The organism is Bacillus sp. BR3(2024) (assembly GCF_039134555.1).
GTDB lineage: Bacteria > Bacillota > Bacilli > Bacillales > Bacillaceae_G > Bacillus_A > Bacillus_A cereus.
In genome coordinates this window covers 5,166,035-5,189,472 of sequence record NZ_CP152433.1, presented here as the reverse complement: position 1 = coordinate 5,189,472, position 23,438 = coordinate 5,166,035, and the positions used below count along the sequence as shown (strand labels likewise).

Genomic DNA, 23,438 nt, shown 5'->3' with positions numbered 1-23,438 from the left:
TAGCGAGGATTTAAAGGAGGAAAAAATATGAGAATATTGCATATGAATGCAGGAGCAGAAGATGGGGGAGGGAAAACACATATTATTTCACTTCTCGATCAGTTTCCAACTGGTGAAGTAGAATTAGCAGTATTTGAAGATGGAATTGTTGCGAAGGAAGCAAGGGAGTTAGGGATAAAAGTCCATGTGTTTTCACAAAAATCGCGCTATGATTTATCCATTTTAAAGAATATAAGTGAATTTATTAATAAAGAAAAATTTGATGTAGTTCATACACATGGCCCTAGGGCTAATTTCTATGTTTCTTTAATGAAAAAGAGAATAAAGGCAAAATGGGTAACGACTATTCATAGTGATCCATTTCAAGACTTTACTAAACAGGGCTTAAAAGGTTGGATTTTTACGAAATTAAATTTGAAAGCCTTAAAAAATATAGACTTATTTTTCGTTGTAACAAATAGATTGAAAAAAAGCCTGGCAGCATTAGGTATTTCAAATGAAAAGATGCATGTTATTTATAATGGAATTGAATACGATAAGGAAAAAGCAAAAGGCTATAATAAAAAAGAAATGTTCAATATTGATGAAGATGTATTTACGGCAATCCAAGTAGCACGATTACATCCTGTCAAAGGACATGAAGTTTTATTCGATGCGTTACAACAAACAAAATTAGAGAAAATTAAAGTATTATTAGTTGGCGATGGCCCATTAGAAGAAAATCTAAAGTCATTAGCTACTGAAAAGGGGATTAACGATAAAGTAGAGTTTTTAGGACATCGTCAAGATGTAAAACAATTATTTGCGTCGTCACATGTAAATTTATTAACTTCCCATAGTGAAGGGTTCCCACTAGTTTTATTAGAAGCGGCAAATCAACGCGTACCATCAATTGTGACTAGGGCTGGAGAAATTGAACCATTAATCGTAGATGAAACTTACGGATGGATTGTGGCAACAGGTGATGGAAAGGCATTAGCATTAGCTTTAGAAGAAGCGTATGATAAGTGGAAAACTGGAGAGTTAGCAGCAATGGGTAAACATATTTATGAGCATGCTACTATGAACTTCTCACTTCAAAAACTATATGAAGATACAAAGGAAACATATAAGCAATTAATAGCGAAAAACTTGTAATGATAGAGAGGATAGTTAACAATGGCAGTACAAACAGTTGATATTCTAGGCGTTCCTTTTTCTACAATGACAATGGATGAAACGGTCCAATATTTAAAAGAACAACTAGAAGCGAAGCGAACTCATACGTTTCAGGTAGTAACAGCAAACCCTGAAATTGTTATGTGCGCAAAAAAGGATGAAAAGTTCTATCAAACATTATTGAATACAGATTTAATTACACCTGATGGTATTGGGGTTGTAAAGGCAAGCGGGATGCTTGGTACACCTTTAAAAGAACGTGTAGCAGGTTTTGATTTAATGTGTAATTTACTTGCGAAGTTATCAGAAGATAGTAAGCCGGTATCTGTTTTCTTATTAGGTGCAAAGCCGCATGTTGTACAAGCTGCAGCAGATCATTTAACAAAGACATATTCAGCTGTATCCATCGCTGGTATACAAGATGGTTATTTTAAACAAGAAGACGAAGAGAATATTATTTCTCGCATTCAAGAAGCAAAACCAGATTTATTACTTGTTGCACTTGGTTTCCCGAGACAAGAGAACTTTATCCAAAACAATAAGCATCGTTTAGAAACGAAAATGGCTGTTGGAGTGGGTGGAAGTTTAGACGTATGGGCTGGAGAGGTAAAACGTGCACCAAAATGGATTCAAGCGATTCATTTAGAGTGGTTTTATAGATTATGCAGTAATCCAACACGCTGGCGTCGTCAGTTAGTATTAGCGGAATTTTTAAAAGAAGTAATGCGTTCGAAAAAGTAGCGAAATATCGCTGCTTTTTTTATTTGTTCATTTTTAATAAATTGAAACTTTAATCAGTGAGGCATCCCCACTGATTATTAGCTCTCACCAATCGGGATAGACGTTTTACTTTTTGGGAATGATGAAGGAGAATTTTTTACACAAAAGTATTTTACTTATACAATTCACACATGTAAAATGATGTGTAAAGACACCTGTGTGAGGAGGACTTCTAGTGGGCAAGGTAAAAGAAATTTCGAAGCGCAAACTACTTGGTATAGCTGGGCTTGGATGGCTATTTGATGCAATGGATGTTGGAATGCTTTCATTTGTAATGGTAGCCTTGCAAAAGGATTGGGGATTAAGTACGCAAGAAATGGGCTGGATAGGCAGTATTAACTCAATCGGTATGGCAGTAGGAGCGCTTATTTTTGGGATACTATCAGATAAAATAGGGCGAAAATCAGTCTTTATTATTACATTATTATTATTTTCTATCGGTAGTGGTTTAACTGCATTAACAACAACACTTGCGATGTTTCTCGTTTTACGCTTTTTAATTGGTATGGGGCTTGGCGGAGAGCTTCCGGTTGCCTCTACACTAGTATCAGAGAGTGTTGAAGCGCATGAGCGTGGGAAAATTGTTGTTTTATTAGAAAGTTTTTGGGCAGGTGGATGGCTAATTGCAGCTCTTATCTCGTATTTTGTTATTCCTAAATATGGTTGGGAAGTTGCGATGGTATTGAGTGCAGCTCCAGCATTATATGCTTTATATTTAAGATGGAATTTACCGGATTCCCCAAGGTTCCAAAAAGTTGAAAAAAGGCCATCTGTTATTGAAAATATAAAATCAGTTTGGTCTGGGGAATATCGTAAAGCAACAATTATGCTATGGATTCTATGGTTTTGTGTTGTTTTTTCCTATTATGGAATGTTCCTTTGGTTACCGAGTGTAATGGTGCTAAAAGGATTTAGTTTAATAAAAAGTTTCCAATACGTACTTATTATGACGTTAGCTCAACTTCCAGGATATTTCACAGCTGCTTGGTTTATTGAACGTCTCGGTCGTAAATTTGTTTTGGTTACGTATTTAATCGGGACAGCTTGCAGTGCTTATTTGTTTGGGGTTGCGGATTCATTAACAGTATTAATCGTGGCAGGTATGTTACTATCCTTCTTTAACTTAGGTGCTTGGGGAGCATTATACGCCTATACACCTGAGCAGTATCCAACGGTTATTCGTGGTACAGGTGCAGGAATGGCAGCAGCATTTGGTCGTATTGGTGGTATTCTTGGGCCACTATTAGTGGGATATTTAGTTGCCTCAGAAGCTTCACTATCATTAATATTTACGATTTTCTGTGGATCAATTTTAATTGGTGTATTCGCTGTAATAATACTTGGACAGGAAACGAAGCAACGAGAATTAGTATAAAGTGAAAATTTAAACGTATCCTGGATCGTTTATCATCCTACACTACTCGGCTCTTTATAGGCAGTTAGTACGGGATAAAGGGGGAGAGGAAACCGAAGTGGTTTCCTTTTTTCTGTTTTTTTAGATAAATAATGGTATAGTAAGAAAAAGGGATTATTTCTTATAAAAGCGAATGTATACAACAGGACATATGGACAAAGAATTAGGTGGTTGAAGAAATGAAAATTTTACTGATTATGGAAGAGGCAGAAGAGAGAAGAGAGTTAGCTGAAAATTTCACTGAAAATATGAGAAATGTAGAATGTTTTGAAGCAAAGACAGGAACAGAATCTTTATTTATGATGAAAAAACATATACCAGACTTTGTTTTTTTAAGTTCCAAATTACTAGATGGTACTGGTTTTGAATATGCAAGTTTATTACGAGAAATAAATTGCTATACAAAATTTATTTTTGTAGGTGAAAACATAGAAGAATCTATTACAGCTTTTCGTTTCCAAGCATTTTATTATTTATTGCGACCATTTTGTGAAGAAGATTTACAATTTCTTTTATATAAAATAGGTAAAGAACAAGGTGAGAAAGCAAAGAGTTATTTGCGAAAACTACCGATAGAAAGTCAAGAGGGCATACGATATATTCTTCCAGAAGATATCGTATATGTAAGTAAAAATAAAGAAAATAAAACTGTTTCAATTTACACAACGAATAATCAGTATATTTCAACATATACACTTCAGGAATTAGAAAATAAGCTAAATGCATATGATTTTTTACGTGTACATAAAAGCTATTTAATTAATATGTCATATGTAAAAGAACTGAAACCTTATTATAATGGCACGTATAATTTGTATTTAGATAGGTATGATGAGCAACCGATTCCAGTCAGTCGTAATTATGTAAAACGCCTTCGAAATAACATTGAATTATAGTAGATAATGAGAGTATTTTAACATGATAAACTGAAAATCCTTCATGATAGGGAGGATTCAAGTTAAATATTCAGAAAATTTAGTACAATCTCCACTAAGAAATAGTATTGGGGGAATTGTATGTGAAGACATTGAAATCGATCTTACTTTGGGGCGTTATTACAGCAGTAGGAGCAGGTGCTTTTGGGGTAATAGCTTTATCACAAGGTGAAACCATTAATGCTGTATGGCTCTTAGTAGCTGCCGTATGTGTATATGCAGTTGCTTATCGCTTTTATAGTAGATTTATAGCGAGAAAGGTTTTTAATTTAGATGATAATCGGCAAACACCAGCCCATACATTAAATGATGGGAAAGACTATGTTCCAACAAATAAGTGGGTATTGTTTGGACATCACTTTGCAGCGATTGCTGGAGCGGGACCTTTAGTAGGACCGATTTTAGCGGCACAAATGGGGTATTTACCAGGGATCATTTGGATTATTGTTGGGGTAGTTGTTGCGGGGGCTGTCCAAGATTTTGTTATTTTATTCGCTTCAATGAGACGTAATGGTAAATCGTTAGGAGAAATGATTAAAGATGAGATTGGACCTGTTACAGGACTAATTGCAATGATAGGTATTTTAGGAATTATGATTATTTTATTAGCAGTATTAGCGTTGGTCGTAGTAAAGGCACTAATCGGAAGTCCTTGGGGAATGTTTACGATAGCAGCAACGATTCCTATCGCTATTTTAATGGGAGTTTATATGCGCTATATTAGGCCTGGTCGTGTTGGAGAAGGATCAGTAATCGGTATTATCCTACTTATTTTATCTCTTGTTGGAGGACAGTATGTAGCAGAAAATCCAACACTTGCAAGTATGTTCACATTTAGTGGTGAAACAATTGCTATTATGCTTATTGTATATGGATTTATTGCATCTGCATTACCAGTTTGGATGCTTTTAGCACCACGTGATTATTTAAGTACATTTTTAAAAGTTGGAACAATTGTAGGGTTAGCAATCGGTATCTTAATTGTAGCACCAGATTTACAAATGCCAGCAGTTTCGAAATTTATTGATGGAACTGGTCCTGTGTTCTCTGGAAACTTATTCCCATTCTTATTTATTACTATTGCTTGCGGTGCAGTGTCTGGATTCCATGCTCTTGTTTCATCAGGTACGACGCCGAAGATGATTGAGCAAGAGGGACACGCACAGCCAATCGGTTATGGAGCAATGTTAATGGAGTCGTTTGTAGCAGCGATGGCGATGATTGCAGCTTGTGTATTAACACCGGGAACGTATTTTGCAATTAATAGTCCCGCAGCACTTATCGGTACAGATGTCTCGCAGGCAGCTCAAGTTATTTCCTCATGGGGATTTGCTATTACACCAAATGAACTAAAAGATCTCGCTGTAAATGTTGGAGAGCAAACGATTTTATCACGTACAGGTGGTGCGCCAACACTAGCGATAGGTATGGCATATATTTTCTCACAAGTAATAGGTGGAACGGCCATGATGGCATTTTGGTATCATTTTGCGATTCTCTTTGAAGCCCTATTTATTTTAACAACGATTGATGCCGGAACGCGTGTCGGCCGATTTATGATTCAAGATATTTTAGGGCATGTATATAAGCCATTTGGGAAAACGGATTCTACATTAGCGAATGTAATCGCTACAACATTATGTGTATTAGGATGGGGATATTTCTTATACCAAGGGGTAATAGATCCGCTCGGTGGAATTAATACATTATGGCCACTTTTCGGTATTGCAAATCAAATGCTAGCAGGTATTGCATTATTACTTGGAACGACAATTTTGTTCAAAATGAGAAAAAAGGCGTACGTTTGGGTAACACTTATTCCAACTGTCGGGTTGCTGATTGTAACAATGACGGCAGGTTATCAAAAGCTATTTCATGAAAATCCTAAAATTGGATTTCTATCGCATGCAAAGGTATTTCAGAGAGCATTAGATGAGGGAAAAGTGTTAGCGCCAGCTAAAAATGTCGCTCAAATGAAGCAAATTATTTTCAATGATTATATTGATGCAGCGCTTTGCGGAATTTTTATGATAGTTGTAATCGCTGTGTTAATTTCAGCACTTCGAATTTGGATACAAGTATTAAGAAATAAGCCAATGCCGTTAAAGGAGGCACCATATATTCCGAGAGATGAAAGTGAGTCGAGGAACTATGCTTAAAAAGCTGTGGCAAGTATGGAGGGAAAGAAAACGCTTTATTAGTTTGCTCGTTGGGGTACCAAGTTATGAAGTATATGTGGAGCATATGAAAAAGCATCATCCTGAAGAAGAGGTTTTATGTCAAAAGCAATTTTTTGCTGAGGCACAAGAAGCAAGATTTAACGCAAAGGGTGGAAAAATATCACGCTGTTGTTAATGAAAAGGGCGAGTTTTCGCCCTTTTTATTTTTTGCTGTTTCACGTGGAACAGCAAAAAATAAATAAAAACTTTGGGAATTATAGGGATTTCGTATACAATAAAGTAAGGAAAGGGATAGATAGAAAAGTAAGGAGATCATTTTATGTTAAAGGACTTATTTGTAAATACAACAATTATTCTTTCCTTTATTTTTGTTGGAGGTCAGCTTTTAAGAGATAAGCCGTTAAAAGAAGGATTCTCTTTTGGACAGAAATGTGTAGTAGGCATTTTTACTGGGATACTAGGTATATTACTAATGTATTTCGGTGTTCGTGTTGGTACCATCCTATTGGATTTACGCTACTTAGCTGTTATTCTAGCTGTTATTATTGGAGGGCCGATAGCGAGTACCATAACAATTATTATGATTTTAGTAACTAGACTGTTGTTTATGGATTATTCATTAGCTTCTCAAGTGGCCTTTTATACAATCATTGCGATAGGAATAGGGAGTATCTTTATTTCGCGTATGAAGCTTTCTTTAGGGGAAAAGTGGGTATGGTTACACGCATATATTTTATCTATTCTAATCCCAGCGTTATATATATGGTTAATTAAAGAGATCCACATAGTGGGATTATATTTAATTTCTAGTATTATTACAGGTTACATAACATTCATAAGTGCAAATTATGTTTTACAATCCAATGAGCTATTTCAAACGATGAAGCAATACGCAACGATAGATGCATTGACAGGTCTAGGAAACGTAAGACAGTTTGATTTAGAGATGAATCGTCATATAAGTAATAAACAGTTGAAAAATGATTCACTTTGTTTACTACTTATAGATATTGACCATTTTAAGCATGTAAATGATACGTATGGGCACCCAGCGGGAGACGAAGTGTTAAAACAAGTAGGGCATATTTTGCGAGAAATGTCAGCATTTCCGGATTTGGTTTTTCGAAAGGGTGGAGAGGAGTTTGCGCTTTTGATACCAAGGAAAGGAATAGCTTATGGAATTCATGTTGGGGAACAAACTCGTATAGCTGTTGAAAAACATTCATTTGAATTGTTAGATGGAACAAAAATAAAAATTACAGTTTCGGTAGGGGTTTCAGAGTATGAAGGGGCATCAGAGCAATTTATTCAAGCGGCGGATGATGCGTTATACTACTCGAAACGAAATGGTAGAAATAAGGTCAGCTCTGCATCTTAAAGATAAGATGACCGGAAGACATAAAGCTTATAAAAAACACTCACAGAGGCAATGTATGAACCTTGTGAGTGTTTTTATTTATATATTAGACAAGTTCTTTTGATACAACGAATTTACGATATGCACCATGGTGAGTTGGACCTACGTATTCGTTAATTTTGAATGAGTAACGAATAGCAGCTGTGATGAATTCTTTAGCAGTTTTTACTGCTTCTTTCACAGGTTTTCCTTTTGCAAGTTCTGCTGTAATTGCAGCAGAATATGTGCAACCTGCGCCGTGTGTATTTGTAGTATCAATTTTTTCTGATTCTAAAAGATCGAATGTTTCTCCATTATATAGGACGTCGATTGCAGTTTCCGTACCAAGTTTGCTTCCGCCTTTAATTAGTACGTATTTGGCACCTAAAGCGTGGATTTTCTTCGCTGCTTCTTTCATGTCCTCAAGAGAATTAATTTTCACACCGCTTAATTGGTAAGCTTCAAATAAGTTTGGCGTTACAACTAATGCCTTTGGCACAAGAACGTCACGTAAGCAATCGTTCGTTTCAGGGTGTAATGCTTCATCTGCACCTTTACATACCATAACAGGGTCAACTACTACATTTTTGAAATTGTGCTTTTCGATTGTTTCTGCAACCATTTCAATAATTTCTACTGATCCAAGCATACCTGTTTTTAAAGCGTCTACGCCAACACCTTCAATTGTTGTTTCTAATTGTGGTTTTAATGTAGAAGCTGGGATTGGAAATACGTTATGTGCCCAACCGTTATGTGGATCCATCGTTACGATTGTTGTAAGAGATGTCATTCCGTATACGCCCAGTTCTTGGAATGTTTTTAAATCTGCTTGTATACCAGCACCGCCACTTGTGTCAGAACCAGCGATAGTAAGTGCTTTATTTAATGTCATTATGAAAGCCCCCTCGAGTGATATAATGAAAACTATGTTTTCACCATTATATCAATGTTACGAATAAGTACAAAGTGAAAAGTAGATGATTTATTTTAAGAGCTATTTAAAATCTTGTATGCAGGAGAATGAGTATGTTTCGAGATAATCGTACGAATGAATTAGTTATATTAAAGGAAATTGCAGAAACATTAAATACATCAAATGATACATATCATGTATTGCAAGCTGTCCTCGAGAAATTGCTAAGTGTAACAGGTTTAACGACAGGATGGATTTTTCTTGCGGATGAAAATGGGAAGTATACGAAGTTAATTGATTATCAATTACCAGAGGCACTTACATATGAAAATAAACGCCCGATGTGCGAAGGTGAATGTTGGTGTTTACGAGGTTTTGTAGATGGAAAATTAGAGAGAGCCGTTAATATTATTGAATGTAAAAGAATTAATAATGCAATTGAATATAATTGGGGGGATACGGAGGGCATTCTTCATCATGCTACGGTTCCTTTAAAAGCTGGGGGAGAAAAATTTGGGGTGTTAAATGTTGCAAGTCCGGGTAAAACACATTTTTCAGAAGAAGAATTAGTATTACTCCAATCGGTTGCCTTCCAAATTGGTACGGCTTTAAAGCGAACAAAATTATATGAAAATGAAAAGAGAAGAGCACATTATTATGTGAAATTAGAGCGTTTCATTCAAGATTTAAAAATGATTCATAAGTTTAATGTACTACCTGAAAAGGTGGTAAATCACGTAGGTGAAGTATTTCAATGGAATCAAGTAGCGCTTTTTATTAGGGAGGAAAAAGAATTATCTCTGCGAGCGTCTTACGTTCAGGAAGAGTTACAAGAGGATGTAAAAGAGGCGGCCAACAAGGCGTTAGAGCAAGATGAACCAGTTCTAATAAAACATCAAATAGGGCATAATGTGCATCTAAATCAAACTGTTATTGCTACACCAATACATATTCAAAACCATATATTTGGTGTTTTATGTGTTAGTTTGAATAATGGAGAGTTTGATGCTAATACAATAGACGTAATTCAAGCATTATCGAACCATGTTTCGTTAATAATAGAGAATTTGAGGTTAAACGAGCAGCGCCGTGAACTTGTACGAATGGAAGAAAGAAATCGGTTAGCAAGAGATTTACATGATTCTGTTTCGCAAAAATTATTTTCATTAACCTTCATGACAAAAGGCGCCGAGGCAGTTTTAAAAGGTAAAAATGAAAAGGTAGATCAATCTTTGCGTGAGATGCGTGAACTTGCGCAAGGAGCTTTGAAAGAAATGAGGACATTAATTTGGCAGCTTCGTCCGGCAGGATTAGAAAAAGGATTATTGCCAGCTCTAAAGCAGTACGGTGAAAATTTGGGACTGAAAATTAGGGAGCAAGTTACGGGTGTTCGTGATTTACCTCGTGTAGTAGAAGAAGCTTTGTGGCGCATAGGCCAAGAAGCACTGAACAATGTAAGTAAGCATGCAGGTGTAAAAGAAGCGACGATTTATTTTACAGTGAATGAGAAAAATGTATCATTAGAAATAGTTGATCAAGGAAAGGGCTTTGTGGAAAAGAATATAAAAGAAAAGAAATCACTAGGTATGACTACGATGCGTGAAAGAGTAGAATTAGTTGGTGGAACAATTAAAATTGTAAGTAGTAATAAACGAACGAGCGTAAAAGTAAATGTACCATTATGATGTGAAAATGAGGGAAGTTTGTGAAAATAAAAGTATTGTTAGTTGATGATCATACAGTCGTTTTAAAAGGATTAGCATTTTTCTTAAGTACACAGGAAGATTTAGAGTTAGTTGGAGAAGCGAATAATGGGAAAGAAGCGTTAGTGAAAGTAGGAGAAACAAATCCCGATGTTATATTAATGGATTTATATATGCCTGAAATGGATGGTGTTGAGGCGACGGCATATATAAAAAAAGAGTATCCAAATGTGAAAGTAATTGTATTAACTAGCTTTTCTGATCAGGCGCATGTGTTACCTGCATTAAGGGCTGGAGCAAGTGGGTATATTTTAAAAGATGTAGAACCAGATCAGCTTGTTGAGGCTATTCGAAGCGCATATAAAGGTAATATTCAATTACATCCGGATATAGCAAATGCTCTTCTCTCTCAAACATTACCTGTAGAAGAAAAGGAAGAAGAATCTTCTATTCAAGTGGATGTGCTAACAGCGAGAGAAAATGAAGTATTGCAGCTATTAGCGAAAGGGATGAGCAATAAGGAAATTGCATCTGTTTTAGTTATTACAGAAAAGACGGTTAAGGCGCATGTAAGTAGTATTTTGAGTAAGTTGAATTTATCTGATCGTACGCAAGCGGCATTATATGCAGTTAAAAATGGAATTGTATAAGACGAAAGTCGTAAGACCAAGTTCGCCTTTAGAAGGTGGACTTTTTTTATGGAAAAATACGTCTATGTGAGGACGAAATTGTCTTTATATAAAGATAAAATATGTTTGTAAGCAACAAAACAACAATTACAAGGGATACCTTTTTTGAAAGCATATAACAACATAAGAGTGAGTACTAGGAGGAATAAATAATGGCAACAGTTTTATTCGTTAAAGCAAATAACCGTCCAGCGGAACAAGCAGTTAGTGTAAAATTATATGAGGCATTTTTAGCAAACTATAAAGAAGCACACCCAAATGATACAGTAGTAGAACTTGATTTATATAAAGAAGAATTACCATACGTAGGCGTAGACATGATCAATGGTACATTCAAGGTAGGTAAAGGATTTGATTTAACAGAAGAAGAAGCAAAAGCAGTAGCAGTTGCTGATAAGTATTTAAATCAATTCCTAGAAGCTGATAAAGTTGTTTTCGGCTTCCCATTATGGAACTTAACGATTCCAGCAGTATTGCACACATATATTGATTATTTAAACCGTGCTGGTAAAACGTTCAAATATACGCCAGAGGGTCCAGTTGGCCTAATCGGAGATAAGAAGATTGCATTATTAAATGCACGAGGCGGCGTATATTCAGAAGGGCCAGCAGCTGAGGTAGAAATGGCTGTTAAATATGTAGCAAGTATGATGGGCTTCTTCGGCGCAACAAACATGGAAACAGTAGTTATTGAAGGGCATAACCAATTCCCAGATAAAGCAGAAGAAATCATCGCTGCAGGTCTTGAAGAAGCAGCTAAAGTAGCAAGTAAATTTTAATTAAAATGATACTCGTCACTCGAAAAAACAGCATTAACGTTTATATGTTAATGCTGTTTTTTTATATTTTTAGTTCATCAGCAAGCTTTTCTAATGTATTTCGATCTTGTATATAATATGTTCGGCCTTCTTTTCTTAAATAATTTTGTTGGCAAAACTGATTTAATACATATAAAAGATGACGGTAGCTGACATTTAAATATTCCGAGGCCTCGGTATGCTTTTCTATATAACAATTATTTTGCTCTGTTAATAAAATAAAAGCAGCTAATCGATTTTCAAAAGGATAACTATAGTTTTTTGCGTAATTTTCAGTGCGAGTAATTGTCTTTTCTCCAATAAATTTACATAAGTGCTGTAAAAACGTTGCATCTTGTAATAAAAGTTGCTGACAATCTTTAAGAGGAAGTGCCAAACACACACAATCTTCTAGTACTTCAACGGACTTAGTAATATTTTCTACCCCTATTAATCCTAATTCCCCGATAAAAGATGGTGCTTGAATAAAATTAATTAATGAAACCTTCCCGTTTTTATGACTCATATATATTTTGGCTCTCCCAGAAATTAAGTAATAGAGATAAGGGAGAGCATTTCCTTCACTACATATCATCTCTTTCGTTTGAAAAGAATGCAGCTCTACATATGGCAAGACATGAAATGAAAATAGGGTATGGAATTGATGGATTCGCATGTATTGATAAATTTCTTCCTCATTTTTGCTGATTTTCATATTTTCACCCCTATGTATAGTATGAGATATCTCCTATTATCTTTACAAGAAGGAATGATACGATTTATGTAAATTTGTTTTTGTAGAAAAGAGAGTGTGATGAATTTATGAAAAAATATAAAACATTGTTATTTGATGTAGATGATACATTACTAGACTTCCAAAAGGCTGAAAAAGTGGCTTTACGGGTACTTTTTGAAGAGAAGGGAATCCCTTTAACAGACGAGATAGAGGCTCGTTATAAAAAAATAAATAAAGGTCTTTGGGATGCTTTTGAAAAAGGTGAACTATCACGCAATGAAGTTGTAAATACACGATTCTCTCTGTTGTTTAAAGAGTATGGAGAAGAAGTAAATGGAATATTATTCGAAAATAATTATCGTAACTACTTAGAAGAAGGAAATCAACTCATGCAAGGTGCATTTGAATTTATAAATCAAATTCAAGGGGAGTATGAATTGTATATAGTGACAAATGGTGTTTCTAAGACGCAAGATAAACGTTTGCGCAATGCAGGGTTACATTCATTATTTAAAGATGTCTTTGTTTCGGAAGATACAGGTTTTCAAAAACCGATGAAAGAGTATTTTGATTATGTTTTTGAACGGATTCCTAACTTTGCACCTGAAGAAGGGCTGATTATTGGGGATTCATTAAGCGCTGATATTAAAGGTGGATATGTAGCGGGAATTGATACTTGTTGGTTTAATCCAGAAAGGAAATTAAATGATAGTGGGATTATACCGACATATGAAGTGCATAATTTTGAGGAGTTAGAAGCGTTATTGAAGCAGCATGTGTAATAAAAAAATAGACAGTGGAGCTTTCGTCCCCACTGCCTATTTTTATTAATTTTTATTTTCGTTATGTTTTGGGAGTGGAAAGGCATTCCCGATAGCAGCTGCACCAAGCATGGGCAATAGTAAATTAAGCGGGAAAAACATAAGTAATAGTAATGTTATAGCTATTGGCTTTCGTAACGCATAGCTTGAAATTGCTGTTGTTACGATGGCAACAGATGCTACTGGATCTATAGGAAGAATAGATGCTACAGCGTATCCGATACTTGACCCAGAAAATATAATTGGGAAGATATGTCCACCTCGCCACCCTGTGTTCAAACAAACGGCAGTAATGCACAACTTTAAAATCCCTGAAAGAAGTAGTATCCAAAAAGATAAATGGCTCCATTCAACAACTAATTCTTTTAATTGATGTTCCCCTGAAAATAATGTGTACGGAAGAAAGGTTCCCGCAATTCCTAATAAAATACCACCGATAATTCCGAGTGTCAGCTTGTATTCTCTAAAAGGGTGAATTAACTTTTCTAATGTGAATTCTAACTTGAAATAAAAGAAACCAACTATAGCACCGATACTAGCAAGTGGAAGAAATGCAATCCATTCATTGAAAGAAAGTGTACCTTCTCCGAAATCAACAATAAAGGATCCACGATTATCAAGTTTACTCAGTAGTAAATAAACAGAAAAACCTGCGAAAGTAGTAGCTAAGTATACAATCGCTTTTTTTCCTTTAGAAAAAGCAGCAATTTCTTCCCCCTCATTTTCATTTGGTGCTAAATAACCGAATAATGGTGCGTTAAAAATGACACTTAAAGTAGCGCCAATTCCGATCTCGGTTAGCTCATTCATACCCTTTAAGGCAAATTTAAAGCGATCCCCTACCCATGTGCACAGTCCGCCTATAATTCCAACTAGTGCGGCTTCTGGACCAAGACTAGCACCGAAAATTAAAACAATAATCGCTGTTAAAGTAGCCCGATGGACAAAGCGATATTCGATTCGACCAGTTTTTTTATATTCAGCCATTACTTCAGGCATAAGGCGTGGGTATGTACCGAAATGTTTTTGTGATAGACCAACAAGGACCCCGCCAATTATTGTTACGCAAAGGGTGTAATAAGAGGGAAAAGAGAGAACTTCAGGCAAGTATCCCCAAATAAAGTGGATTCCAATATTTATTGTGACTAAAAATAACCAGACTGTAGCTCCTACTATAGATCCTAGAAGAATGCCATATAGAGCAAGTATGTAATGCATATCTTTTTTATTTGTCATGTTATACCTCCGTTATGTAAATCTTAGTAGGGAAAAAAGTGAAATATACTAGTGAAAAATGGATTGAATATATATAGTATCTTTTTGAGAAGATGGCCTATTCAACATATAGGCTAACTTTTGGGGAATTTGAATTTATAGGTTAAATTACTTATTTAATTTTATAGACTGATTTGAGGTTTTTAAAGGTCTTTTTTGAAATAGACTAGAATATATTTCTTTTGTTGCTTTATATGAAACTGTTAACATTTATTTTAGAACATTCAGAAAAACTGTTTGACATTAGGAAATTATTGCTATAAAATCAACGGTAATTGCATAGTCTTATCAAGAAAAGGTGGAGGGACAGGCCCGATGAAACCTTGGCAACAGCCGTATAACGGAATTGTGCCAAATCCTGCAGGTAGTAATCCTGAGAGATAAGAAAGAGCCTTTAGAGCGTGTTTTCAAACTGCTCCTTTCTTGTTTTCAGGAAAGGGGCAGTTTTTTATTTTGTATAAAAGAAAGGAGAATGAGAGATGGGAGAATCATGGGGAAAAGGAACAATTTGTGTGCAAGGTGGCTATACGCCAAAGAATGGTGAACCACGTGTTTTACCACTTTATCAAAGCACAACGTATAAATACGATACTTCGGATGATTTAGCAGCTCTATTTAACTTAGAGGCAGAAGGATATATTTATACACGTATTGGAAACCCTACTTTAGCAGCATTTGAGCAGAAGTTATCAGATTTAGAAGGCGGTGTAGGAGCTGTTGCAACGGCTTCTGGGCAAGCAGCTATTATGCTCGCAGTTTTAAATATTTGTAGTAGTGGAGACCATTTACTTTGCTCTTCAACTGTTTACGGGGGAACGTTTAATTTATTTGGGGTGAGTTTACGTAAGCTTGGCATTGATGTTACGTTCTTTAATCCAAATTTAACGGCAGATGAAATTACGGCACTTGCTAACGATAAGACGAAACTTATCTATGCAGAATCATTAGGAAATCCAGCGATGAATGTTTTAAATTTCAAAGAATTTTCAGCTGCCGCTAAAGAATTAGAGGTACCTTTTATCGTTGATAATACATTAGCAACTCCTTATTTATGCCAAGCGTTTGAATATGGGGCAAATATTATTGTTCATTCTACTACTAAATATATCGATGGGCATGCGAGCTCCTTAGGCGGTATTGTAATTGACGGTGGAAACTTTGATTGGACAAATGGAAAGTATCCTGAGCTTGTTGAACCAGATCCAAGTTATCACGGTGTAAGTTACGTTCAAAACTTTGGTGCAGCAGCGTATATTGTGAAAGCACGTGTTCAGCTATTAAGAGATTATGGAAATTGTATGAGCCCATTCAATGCATATATTAGCAATATTGGCTTAGAAACATTGCATTTACGAATGGAACGTCATAGTGAAAATGCTCTTGCAGTTGCTAAGTGGCTTGCTAATCATGAACGTATTGAATGGGTGAATTATCCAGGCTTAGATAGTAATGAAAATTACTCATTAGCACAACAGTACTTGAAAAAAGGTGCTAGTGGTGTTTTAACTTTCGGTATTAAAGGCGGATTAGAAGCAGCAAAAGAATTTATCGCAAATGTAAAACTAGCAACTCTTGTAACGCACGTAGCTGATGCACGAACTTGCGTTATACATCCTGCTAGTACGACGCATAGACAATTAAATGCTGAAGATCAGCGTTTAGCGGGTGTTACATCTGATTTAATTCGTTTATCGGTTGGTATAGAAGATGTTTCTGATATTATTGCAGATTTGGAAGCAGCTCTAGTTGGAGGCAAAACACATGCCGATCATAATTGATAAAGATTTACCGGCTCGCAAAGTGTTGCAAAAAGAAAATATTTTTGTAATGACGAAGGAGCGGGCAGAAACACAAGATATACGTGCTTTAAAAATTGCTATATTAAATTTAATGCCAACGAAGCAAGACACAGAGGCGCAATTACTTCGCTTAATTGGAAACACACCGTTACAATTAGATGTTCATTTGCTTCATATGGAATCACATCTATCGCGTAATGTAACGCAAGAACATTTAACAAGCTTTTATAAAACGTTTCGTGATATTGAAAATGAAAAGTTTGATGGGCTCATTATTACAGGAGCGCCAGTGGAGACCCTTGCTTTTGAAGAGGTAGATTATTGGGAAGAGCTTAAACATATTATGGAGTATTCAAAAACGAATGTAACATCTACGCTCCATATTTGCTGGGGGGCACAGGCTGGCTTGTACTATCATTATGGTGTTCCAAAGTATCCCCTTAAGGAAAAAATGTTTGGTGTATTTGAACATGAAGTTAGCGAGCAACATGTGAAATTATTACAAGGATTTGATGAATTGTTTTTTGCTCCGCATTCTCGTCATACAGAAGTACGAGAGAATGATATTAGAGAAGTGAAAGAATTAACATTGTTAGCAAACTCTGAAGAAGCAGGTGTTCACCTTGTTATTGGGCCAGAAGGAAGGCAAGTGTTTGCCCTTGGACATAGCGAATATAGTTGTGAGACGTTAAAACAAGAATACGAACGAGATCGTGACAAGGGATTAAATATTGATGTGCCAAAAAACTATTTTAAACATAATAATCCAGATGAAAAGCCGCTTGTTAGGTGGAGGAGTCATGGTAATTTATTGTTTTCTAATTGGTTGAATTATTACGTGTATCAAGAAACCCCTTATATATTGTAAAGAAAGATTGTGTAACACGTGGCAACGTTTTCCTTGTAAAGATTAACCTTTATTTTTCCGAATGTTCAAAATAAATTGTTTTTCAGATTTTTTACTCATATAATTTCATCTAAACACAATTTTTGAGGGGTGGACAGTACTATGAAAGAAATTCAAGTTGGGTTATTAGGTCTTGGGACAGTTGGCAGTGGTGTGGTTCGTATTATTACGGATCATCAAGAACGACTCATACACCAAGTAGGTTGCCCAGTGAAGGTAACGAAAGTATTAGTGCAAAACATTGAGAAAGAGAGAGAGGTAGAGGTACCTTCTACTCTATTAACACAAGATGCAAATGAAATTTTAGATAATCCAAATATTGATGTTGTTATTGAAGTGATGGGTGGCATTGATGATGCCAAATCATATATTTTACAAGCTTTAAAAAGCGGAAAGCATGTTGTAACTGCAAATAAAGACTTAATGGCATTACATGGAGCTGAATTATTAGCGACAGCAAAAGATAATAAGGCTGATTTATTCTATGAGGCGAGTGTGGCAGGGGGAATTCCAATTTTACGCAGTATCGTAGAAGGACTTTCTTCAGATCTTATTACGAAAGTAATGGGAATTGTAAATGGAACAACAAATTTTATTTTGACGAAAATGTCAGACGAAGGGAGAGCATATAACGACGTGTTAAAAGAAGCCCAACAACTTGGATTTGCAGAAGCAGATCCAACATCAGATGTAGAAGGTTTAGATGCAGCAAGAAAAATGACGATTTTAGCTACCCTCGGTTTCTCTACAAATGTAGAGCTTGGAGATGTGAAAGTAAAAGGGATTACCTCTATTACAGAGGAAGATATTGAATACAGTAAGAGCTTAGGTTATACAATTAAATTAATCGGTCTTGCAAAACGAGATGGTGAAAAATTGGAGGTTACAGTTGAACCAACTTTACTTCCAAATACACATCCTCTTGCAGCAGTACAAAATGAATATAACGCTGTGTATGTGTACGGTGAAGCAGTTGGGGAAACGATGTTTTATGGACCAGGCGCAGGAAGTTTACCGACAGCTACAGCTGTTGTTTCGGATTTAGTTGCTGTAATGCAAAATATTAGATTAGGGGTAACAGGAAATAGTGCTGTAGTCCCACAATATCAAAAAGTATTAAAAGAGCCAGACGAAATTGTCGTGAAAAAGTTTTTAAGACTGCATGTAAAAGACGAAATTGGTGTATTTGCAAAAATTACTTCATTGTTCTCTGAGCGCGGAGTTAGCTTTGAGAAAATTATTCAAATGCCGCTTGAAGAGAAAGGAAAGGCTGAAATTGTAATTGTAACGCATCGTGCGTCTCTTGCTGATTATGATTATATTCTACATACGTTGCAAGGGTATGAAGAAATAGATTGTTTGAAAGCGAACTATCGAATTGAAGGGGATGCTAAGTAGTATCTCTTACCATAAAACAGAAAGAGCCTATTAAGCAGCTTGCTTAATAGGCTCTTTTCTATTTAAAATCTGCGTACCAACTTGAATAAATGCTTGGATAATCCAGCCTGTTGTAAAGGATAAGATGATTGTTCCAAAATAGATAGGTCCATCTAATAAAAAGCTTAACGTTAAAAATAAAAAGGCTAATGAAATCTCTGTTCTTCTAAACGTCCATTTTTTCTTCTCGGCAACCGTTAAAACGAAAGCTTCTTGAGGCGCTGCACAAAGGTTTGTAGAGACGTAAAGACCAATTCCAGCTCCAACGAATAGATTTCCGCAAATAAGTGTTATATATTTTGGAAGAGAGCGGATAGCGTCCATAATAGTTGTAATGGAACCAATCCAATCAACAAAAAGAGAAATAAGAACCATCGTTACAATTGTACCGATTGTAATTTGTTTTCTATTCCAAAAGAGTACGATAAGTGTAAAGGCAAAGTTAATCATGAAAATCCAAAAACCAATACTTATCCCAAAATTTTGATATAGTGCAATAAAGAAGGAATCATAAGGGCTAAGTCCAAAGGAAGTAATTGTCGTCATCATATTAATACCGATGGCAAGAATGAGTAAACCGCCAATGAAAAATATATATTCTAATTTGAATCGAAGCATAGTTGTATATCCTTTCTAAATGTATTTGCTAGGAAAGGATATATTGTGGAAAGCTTACCAGGTCAAGGAAGAATTTTTGTGAGAAGGGGAAAATGAGATGACAAATATAAGAAAGATTGCTGAACTTGCTGGAGTATCTGTTTCAACTGTTTCACGTGTACTAAATAATCATCCGTACGTAAATGAACAGAAACGAAAAGAAATTTTAGCGATTATAGAAGAATTAAATTACACGCAAAACGTGAATGCAATTCATTTAGTGAAAGGAAAAACGAATGTAATTGGCGTTTTATTGCCACACGTAAATGATCAATATTATAGCGCTATTATCGAGGGGATATCAAAAGAGACAGCAAAGAATAATTATAATATGATGCTTTGCCAGACGAATTATAGTGAAGAAAGAGAACTAGAAATTTTGAATATGTTAAAAATGAAAAAGCTTGATGGGGTTATTATTTGTTCTCGGACAAATAGTAAGGAGAAGCTTGAAGAATATACGAAATTCGGCCCGATTGTTATGTGTGAAGAAATAGATTCGAAGTATATTTCAAGTGTCCATATCGATTACTACAAAGTATTTTCACGTGGGATGAAAAGCTTAATAGATGCCGGTCATACACGTATTGGATATTGTATTGGAAGAAGTAATAGCGTTAATAGCCAAAGACGAAAGAAGGCGTACGAAGATTCGCTTCAACAGAGTATCGTAACATCGTTAGAGACCTGGAAATTTGAGGGATGTTTTACAGTGGAAGATGGACGCAATGTAATTAGAGAATGGGCTCATATGTCAGTAAAACCGACAGCGTTCCTTGTATCTTGTAACCATATTGCAGCGGGGATGGTTACAGAAGCAAAAAAACAAGGAGTTCGTATTCCAGAGGATATTACGATTATCGGGTGTGATGATCAAGAGGTGGCAGATATATTGGGTATAACGACGATTTCGCATTCTAGTAAAAACGTTGGAGTGAAAGCGTTTGAATTATTATATGAAAAGATTAATGAAGAGAAATTAGATGTGAAGCATATAGAGTTATTACCAGAGTTAGTAGATAGAGAAACGACATAATTGAGAAGGTGTGAAAATCGCTTTTCAAAATTTCGTTTGGTATAATTATGGACAATCTATGAGGGCTAAAAGGGGTTTTGATATGAGATCAAAAGTAGTAAAAGTAATTCTACTCATTACAATTGCATCTTTCTGTTTATTTGCATATGGCTTTGTTTCAGGTGTAAATGATGTATTAAATCCGAAAGCTTCAAATTTAATTAAAAAGACCGATGTAGTGGCAAAAGAGAAAAAGAAAACGGGAACGTTACAAATCGTTAGTTTAGGTGATTCATTAACGCGTGGCGTTGGTGATAAAGAAGGAATTGGCTATGTTGGGCGAATGAAAGAGGATTTACAAAAAGATTATAAGCAAAAAATTGCATTAACAAATTTAGCAGTTAGTGGTGCAAAAATGCCCGATTTATTAAAACAAATTGAAAGTAATGGCGCTCAATATTCAATTAAGCAAGCAGATGTAATTGTGTTAACGATTGGTGGAAATGATTTGTTCCCAGGCTGGGAATCACTTGGGAAAATAGATTTAGAGACGTATCGTCCTGACACAGAGACGTTTCAAAATGAAGCAAAGAAAATTATAGAAGAAATTCGTAAATTAAATACAGATAGTCCGATTTTTTGGCTTGGTTTATACAATCCTTTTGAAGATGTAGAAGATTTAAAAGGGTCTTCAAACATTGTTGTGGACTGGAATGCATCTTTAGAGAAATTAGCGCTAAACGATAAAAATGTGTATATTACACCGACATTTGATTTATTCCAAAACCGCGGGAAAGATTTATTATACTCTGATCATTTTCATCCGAACGAAGTAGGTTATACGTATATGGCAGAACGTTTAGTTCAAAATGTTGTAAGTAAATTAAAACTAGAACAAGGAGGGGTAAAATGACGACGATACTTTCCGTACGAGACTTGAAGAAGGTAATTGGAAAGAAGACTCTTGTAGAGAATATTTCCTTTGATGTAAAGCAAGGAGAAGTGTTCGGGTTCCTAGGACCAAATGGTGCTGGGAAGACGACTACCATTCGAATGTTAGTCGGATTGATTAAGGCGACAGAAGGTAAGATTTTTATCGGTGGTTATTCGATTAAGGAAAACTTCAGAGAAGCGATGCGTCAAATTGGGAGTATCGTTGAAAACCCAGAGTTGTATACATATTTAACAGGATGGGAAAATTTAAAGCAATTTGCTCGTATGTTAGGTGATATATCAGATGAACGTATTATTGAAATTGCTGAAATGGTTCATTTAGATGAAAGAATTCATGACAAGGTAAAAACGTACTCACTTGGTATGAAACAACGCCTTGGAATTGCACAGGCGCTCCTTGGGAATCCGAAATTGCTCATATTAGATGAGCCAACGAATGGTTTAGATCCAGCAGGGATTAGAGAACTTAGGGAATTTATACATAAGCTTGTGAAAGAAGAAAATATGAGCGTGTTTATTTCAAGTCACTTGCTAAGTGAAGTGCAAATGATATGCGATCGCGTTGCTATTATTCATAAAGGAAAGATGATAACAGTTGCCAAGGTTGAAGAATTAATTAAAACAGCAAGTGATCGTGTAGAATGGATTGTTACACCGATTTCTAAGGCGAAAGATATGCTAGAAGCGGCCGAGGAAATAAGAGAAGTGAGTGTAAAAGGCGAGCGATTACTATGCCGCATGGATATTGCATCTATAAGTAGTTGGAATAAAAAATTTGTAGAAAATGAAATAGATGTACATAGCGTTAAGGAGCTTGTATTTACGCTAGAAGATTTATTTATTGAACTCACAAGGGGTGAGCAGCATGCGTGAATTTGCGAATCTAGTTTTAAATGAATCAGAAAAGATTTACCGCAAGAAACGTATTTTTGTTGTCATGCTTATTTTAGCAATCTTGATCCCGCTTTTTGTGTACGCGCAGTATCGTGAAATAGAAACGACACAAAAAAGACTCGGTACAACTGATTGGAAGGTTTCATTGCAACAGCAAATTGTTGATTCTCAGAACCGGTTGAACAATTCTAGGTTGCCAGAAGAATGGCGTGATTGGTTAAAGGTAAGAGTTGAGCAACAACAATATTATTTAGATCATGATATTAATCCGATGGCACCGGGTGCACCGACTTTTGTCAGAGCATTTATTGAACAAGGAATTACATTATTTATTCCGCTTCTCGTAATGATTGTCGCCATTGATATCGTTTCAGGAGAACGAAGTGATGGGACGATGAAGATGTTACTTACGCGGCCGATTCGGCGCTGGAAAATACTCCTTAGTAAATACGTGACGATGTTATTTTTCATTTCGCTCATACTGTTTCTTGTAGGTTTGTTTGCTTACATATTATCAGGGCTTGTATTTGGGTACTCGGGATGGAATTTACCTGTTTTAACAGGATTCGTCATTGATAAGGAAACGTTAAATACGAACTTTGTACATCTTATTCCGCAGTGGCAATACATCTTAATGGCGTATGGACTAGCCTGGTTTGTTGCTATCGTTGTCGGAACTATATCATTTATGGTCTCTATTTTAATTCGTAATACACCAGCTGGTATGGGCGTTATGCTAGCTGCATTAATTGCAGGCGGTATTTTAAGCTCGTTCGCAACATCTTGGGAAGGCGCCAAATATATTTTTAGTGTGAATTTATCATTAACGGATTATTTATCAGGAAAATTACCTGCATTACAAGGTTTATCGATGGGATTTTCTTTGATGAATTTAACTGTTTGGGCAGTTGTTTCTCTTGTTATTTCGTTCGTAGTATTTACAAGACAGGATATGGTGAATTAATTAGACAGGAAGTG

At 35.7% G+C, this 23,438-nt stretch carries 22 protein-coding genes and 1 riboswitch; of the genes, 18 read left to right on the top strand and 4 right to left on the bottom strand.

Translation table 11 applies throughout. The features are described 5' to 3' along the window. Positions 1 to 27: 27 nt before the first annotated feature. The 7 genes from V7S45_RS26750 to V7S45_RS26720 all read left to right on the top strand — a co-directional run bounded on the left by V7S45_RS26750 (position 28) and on the right by V7S45_RS26720 (position 7,845). Entirely contained in the window at positions 28 to 1,137 is a 1,110-nt protein-coding gene (locus tag V7S45_RS26750; RefSeq protein WP_001221228.1) for a glycosyltransferase family 4 protein, read from the top strand. Between the two features lie 21 nt (positions 1,138 to 1,158). Continuing rightward, positions 1,159 to 1,899 carry a WecB/TagA/CpsF family glycosyltransferase gene (locus tag V7S45_RS26745; RefSeq protein ID WP_086408449.1) on the top strand — a complete coding sequence of 247 codons (741 nt, stop codon included), beginning with the start codon at positions 1,159 to 1,161 and terminating at the stop codon, positions 1,897 to 1,899. 214 nt (positions 1,900 to 2,113) lie between these two features. Next, a complete protein-coding gene (locus V7S45_RS26740; protein ID WP_342761608.1) occupies positions 2,114 to 3,313 on the top strand; it encodes an MFS transporter in 1,200 nt (399 codons plus the stop codon). A 218-nt stretch (positions 3,314 to 3,531) separates the two neighbouring features. After that, positions 3,532 to 4,248: a LytTR family transcriptional regulator DNA-binding domain-containing protein gene (locus V7S45_RS26735; protein ID WP_342761607.1), complete on the top strand. Its 717-nt coding sequence runs from the start codon at positions 3,532 to 3,534 to the stop codon at positions 4,246 to 4,248. A 122-nt stretch (positions 4,249 to 4,370) separates the two neighbouring features. After that, positions 4,371 to 6,446, top strand: a complete 2,076-nt coding sequence (cstA, locus tag V7S45_RS26730; RefSeq protein WP_342761606.1) for a carbon starvation protein CstA — start codon at positions 4,371 to 4,373, stop codon at positions 6,444 to 6,446. Beyond that, positions 6,439 to 6,642 (top strand): YbdD/YjiX family protein, encoded by a 204-nt coding sequence (locus V7S45_RS26725; RefSeq protein ID WP_000914505.1) that lies wholly within the window; start codon positions 6,439 to 6,441, stop codon positions 6,640 to 6,642. Before cstA ends, V7S45_RS26725 begins: the two co-directional genes overlap by 8 nt. Positions 6,643 to 6,786: 144 nt before the next feature. Continuing rightward, the gene (locus V7S45_RS26720; RefSeq protein ID WP_342761605.1) at positions 6,787 to 7,845 is read left to right on the top strand and encodes a diguanylate cyclase; all 1,059 of its coding nucleotides are present in this window, start codon (positions 6,787 to 6,789) and stop codon (positions 7,843 to 7,845) included. A gap of 85 nt (positions 7,846 to 7,930) precedes the next feature. Here V7S45_RS26720 and pdxK read toward each other — a convergent pair whose 3' ends face one another. Continuing rightward, positions 7,931 to 8,755 carry a pyridoxine/pyridoxal/pyridoxamine kinase gene (pdxK, locus tag V7S45_RS26715; protein WP_342761604.1) on the bottom strand — a complete coding sequence of 275 codons (825 nt, stop codon included), beginning with the start codon at positions 8,753 to 8,755 and terminating at the stop codon, positions 7,931 to 7,933. 134 nt (positions 8,756 to 8,889) lie between these two features. On the opposite strand from pdxK, the gene V7S45_RS26710 reads away from it, so the two are divergent. The 3 genes from V7S45_RS26710 (at position 8,890) to V7S45_RS26700 (ending at position 11,947) form a co-directional block, all read left to right on the top strand. Continuing rightward, positions 8,890 to 10,461, top strand: a complete 1,572-nt coding sequence (locus V7S45_RS26710; protein ID WP_342761603.1) for a GAF domain-containing sensor histidine kinase — start codon at positions 8,890 to 8,892, stop codon at positions 10,459 to 10,461. 20 nt (positions 10,462 to 10,481) lie between these two features. Further along, complete coding sequence (locus tag V7S45_RS26705; RefSeq protein ID WP_000695801.1) at positions 10,482 to 11,129, top strand: response regulator transcription factor; 648 nt, start codon at positions 10,482 to 10,484, stop codon at positions 11,127 to 11,129. 191 nt (positions 11,130 to 11,320) lie between these two features. Continuing rightward, the gene (locus V7S45_RS26700) at positions 11,321 to 11,947 is read left to right on the top strand and encodes an FMN-dependent NADH-azoreductase (RefSeq protein WP_000246735.1); all 627 of its coding nucleotides are present in this window, start codon (positions 11,321 to 11,323) and stop codon (positions 11,945 to 11,947) included. Positions 11,948 to 12,008: 61 nt separating this feature from the next. On the opposite strand, the gene V7S45_RS26695 is transcribed toward V7S45_RS26700, so the two are convergent. Then, positions 12,009 to 12,680 carry a transcriptional regulator YeiL gene (locus V7S45_RS26695; protein ID WP_000703327.1) on the bottom strand — a complete coding sequence of 224 codons (672 nt, stop codon included), beginning with the start codon at positions 12,678 to 12,680 and terminating at the stop codon, positions 12,009 to 12,011. Positions 12,681 to 12,787: 107 nt separating this feature from the next. On the opposite strand from V7S45_RS26695, the gene V7S45_RS26690 reads away from it, so the two are divergent. Beyond that, positions 12,788 to 13,483, top strand: coding sequence for a YjjG family noncanonical pyrimidine nucleotidase (locus tag V7S45_RS26690; RefSeq protein ID WP_000760196.1), 696 nt, complete (start codon positions 12,788 to 12,790; stop codon positions 13,481 to 13,483). A 45-nt stretch (positions 13,484 to 13,528) separates the two neighbouring features. On the opposite strand, the gene V7S45_RS26685 is transcribed toward V7S45_RS26690, so the two are convergent. Beyond that, on the bottom strand, positions 13,529 to 14,758 hold the full coding sequence (locus V7S45_RS26685; protein ID WP_000182456.1) for a chloride channel protein: 1,230 nt from the start codon (positions 14,756 to 14,758) through the stop codon (positions 13,529 to 13,531). A 321-nt stretch (positions 14,759 to 15,079) separates the two neighbouring features. Beyond that, positions 15,080 to 15,184: riboswitch (SAM riboswitch) on the top strand. A gap of 92 nt (positions 15,185 to 15,276) precedes the next feature. Between V7S45_RS26685 and V7S45_RS26680 the strand changes: the two genes are divergently transcribed. From V7S45_RS26680 to V7S45_RS26670, 3 genes are all read left to right on the top strand, one after another. Further along, positions 15,277 to 16,575: a bifunctional O-acetylhomoserine aminocarboxypropyltransferase/cysteine synthase gene (locus V7S45_RS26680; RefSeq protein ID WP_000504787.1), complete on the top strand. Its 1,299-nt coding sequence runs from the start codon at positions 15,277 to 15,279 to the stop codon at positions 16,573 to 16,575. Next, the gene (gene metA, locus V7S45_RS26675; RefSeq protein WP_342761602.1) at positions 16,559 to 17,464 is read left to right on the top strand and encodes a homoserine O-succinyltransferase; all 906 of its coding nucleotides are present in this window, start codon (positions 16,559 to 16,561) and stop codon (positions 17,462 to 17,464) included. The genes V7S45_RS26680 and metA overlap by 17 nt, the downstream gene beginning before the upstream one ends. A gap of 141 nt (positions 17,465 to 17,605) precedes the next feature. Next, the gene (locus V7S45_RS26670; protein ID WP_000659109.1) at positions 17,606 to 18,901 is read left to right on the top strand and encodes a homoserine dehydrogenase; all 1,296 of its coding nucleotides are present in this window, start codon (positions 17,606 to 17,608) and stop codon (positions 18,899 to 18,901) included. A gap of 30 nt (positions 18,902 to 18,931) precedes the next feature. On the opposite strand, the gene V7S45_RS26665 is transcribed toward V7S45_RS26670, so the two are convergent. Next, positions 18,932 to 19,558, bottom strand: a complete 627-nt coding sequence (locus V7S45_RS26665; protein WP_000943416.1) for a YitT family protein — start codon at positions 19,556 to 19,558, stop codon at positions 18,932 to 18,934. A 97-nt stretch (positions 19,559 to 19,655) separates the two neighbouring features. On the opposite strand from V7S45_RS26665, the gene V7S45_RS26660 reads away from it, so the two are divergent. The 4 genes from V7S45_RS26660 to V7S45_RS26645 are packed head-to-tail and all read left to right on the top strand — an operon-like array spanning position 19,656 to position 23,424. Further along, positions 19,656 to 20,633 carry a LacI family DNA-binding transcriptional regulator gene (locus V7S45_RS26660; protein ID WP_000181979.1) on the top strand — a complete coding sequence of 326 codons (978 nt, stop codon included), beginning with the start codon at positions 19,656 to 19,658 and terminating at the stop codon, positions 20,631 to 20,633. Between the two features lie 10 nt (positions 20,634 to 20,643). Beyond that, on the top strand, positions 20,644 to 21,525 hold the full coding sequence (locus V7S45_RS26655; RefSeq protein ID WP_002022849.1) for an SGNH/GDSL hydrolase family protein: 882 nt from the start codon (positions 20,644 to 20,646) through the stop codon (positions 21,523 to 21,525). Further along, the gene (locus V7S45_RS26650) at positions 21,522 to 22,439 is read left to right on the top strand and encodes an ATP-binding cassette domain-containing protein (RefSeq protein ID WP_025687496.1); all 918 of its coding nucleotides are present in this window, start codon (positions 21,522 to 21,524) and stop codon (positions 22,437 to 22,439) included. The genes V7S45_RS26655 and V7S45_RS26650 overlap by 4 nt, the downstream gene beginning before the upstream one ends. Beyond that, on the top strand, positions 22,432 to 23,424 hold the full coding sequence (locus V7S45_RS26645) for an ABC transporter permease subunit (RefSeq protein ID WP_025687497.1): 993 nt from the start codon (positions 22,432 to 22,434) through the stop codon (positions 23,422 to 23,424). Before V7S45_RS26650 ends, V7S45_RS26645 begins: the two co-directional genes overlap by 8 nt. Positions 23,425 to 23,438: the final 14 nt, after the last annotated feature.

What these genes read in the sequence shown, in the direction of transcription:
- V7S45_RS26750 (WP_001221228.1), top strand. Translation starts at nt 28, where the DNA reads ATGAGAATATTGCATATGAATGCAGGAGCAGAAGATGGGGGAGGGAAA.
- V7S45_RS26745 (WP_086408449.1), top strand. Translation starts at nt 1,159, where the DNA reads ATGGCAGTACAAACAGTTGATATTCTAGGCGTTCCTTTTTCTACAATG.
- V7S45_RS26735 (WP_342761607.1), top strand. Translation starts at nt 3,532, where the DNA reads ATGAAAATTTTACTGATTATGGAAGAGGCAGAAGAGAGAAGAGAGTTA.
- V7S45_RS26725 (WP_000914505.1), top strand. Translation starts at nt 6,439, where the DNA reads ATGCTTAAAAAGCTGTGGCAAGTATGGAGGGAAAGAAAACGCTTTATT.
- V7S45_RS26720 (WP_342761605.1), top strand. Translation starts at nt 6,787, where the DNA reads ATGTTAAAGGACTTATTTGTAAATACAACAATTATTCTTTCCTTTATT.
- pdxK (WP_342761604.1), bottom strand. Translation starts at nt 8,755, where the DNA reads ATGACATTAAATAAAGCACTTACTATCGCTGGTTCTGACACAAGTGGC.
- V7S45_RS26710 (WP_342761603.1), top strand. Translation starts at nt 8,890, where the DNA reads ATGTTTCGAGATAATCGTACGAATGAATTAGTTATATTAAAGGAAATT.
- V7S45_RS26700 (WP_000246735.1), top strand. Translation starts at nt 11,321, where the DNA reads ATGGCAACAGTTTTATTCGTTAAAGCAAATAACCGTCCAGCGGAACAA.
- V7S45_RS26695 (WP_000703327.1), bottom strand. Translation starts at nt 12,680, where the DNA reads ATGAAAATCAGCAAAAATGAGGAAGAAATTTATCAATACATGCGAATC.
- V7S45_RS26690 (WP_000760196.1), top strand. Translation starts at nt 12,788, where the DNA reads ATGAAAAAATATAAAACATTGTTATTTGATGTAGATGATACATTACTA.
- V7S45_RS26685 (WP_000182456.1), bottom strand. Translation starts at nt 14,758, where the DNA reads ATGACAAATAAAAAAGATATGCATTACATACTTGCTCTATATGGCATT.
- V7S45_RS26680 (WP_000504787.1), top strand. Translation starts at nt 15,277, where the DNA reads ATGGGAGAATCATGGGGAAAAGGAACAATTTGTGTGCAAGGTGGCTAT.
- metA (WP_342761602.1), top strand. Translation starts at nt 16,559, where the DNA reads ATGCCGATCATAATTGATAAAGATTTACCGGCTCGCAAAGTGTTGCAA.
- V7S45_RS26670 (WP_000659109.1), top strand. Translation starts at nt 17,606, where the DNA reads ATGAAAGAAATTCAAGTTGGGTTATTAGGTCTTGGGACAGTTGGCAGT.
- V7S45_RS26665 (WP_000943416.1), bottom strand. Translation starts at nt 19,558, where the DNA reads ATGCTTCGATTCAAATTAGAATATATATTTTTCATTGGCGGTTTACTC.
- V7S45_RS26660 (WP_000181979.1), top strand. Translation starts at nt 19,656, where the DNA reads ATGACAAATATAAGAAAGATTGCTGAACTTGCTGGAGTATCTGTTTCA.
- V7S45_RS26650 (WP_025687496.1), top strand. Translation starts at nt 21,522, where the DNA reads ATGACGACGATACTTTCCGTACGAGACTTGAAGAAGGTAATTGGAAAG.
- V7S45_RS26645 (WP_025687497.1), top strand. Translation starts at nt 22,432, where the DNA reads ATGCGTGAATTTGCGAATCTAGTTTTAAATGAATCAGAAAAGATTTAC.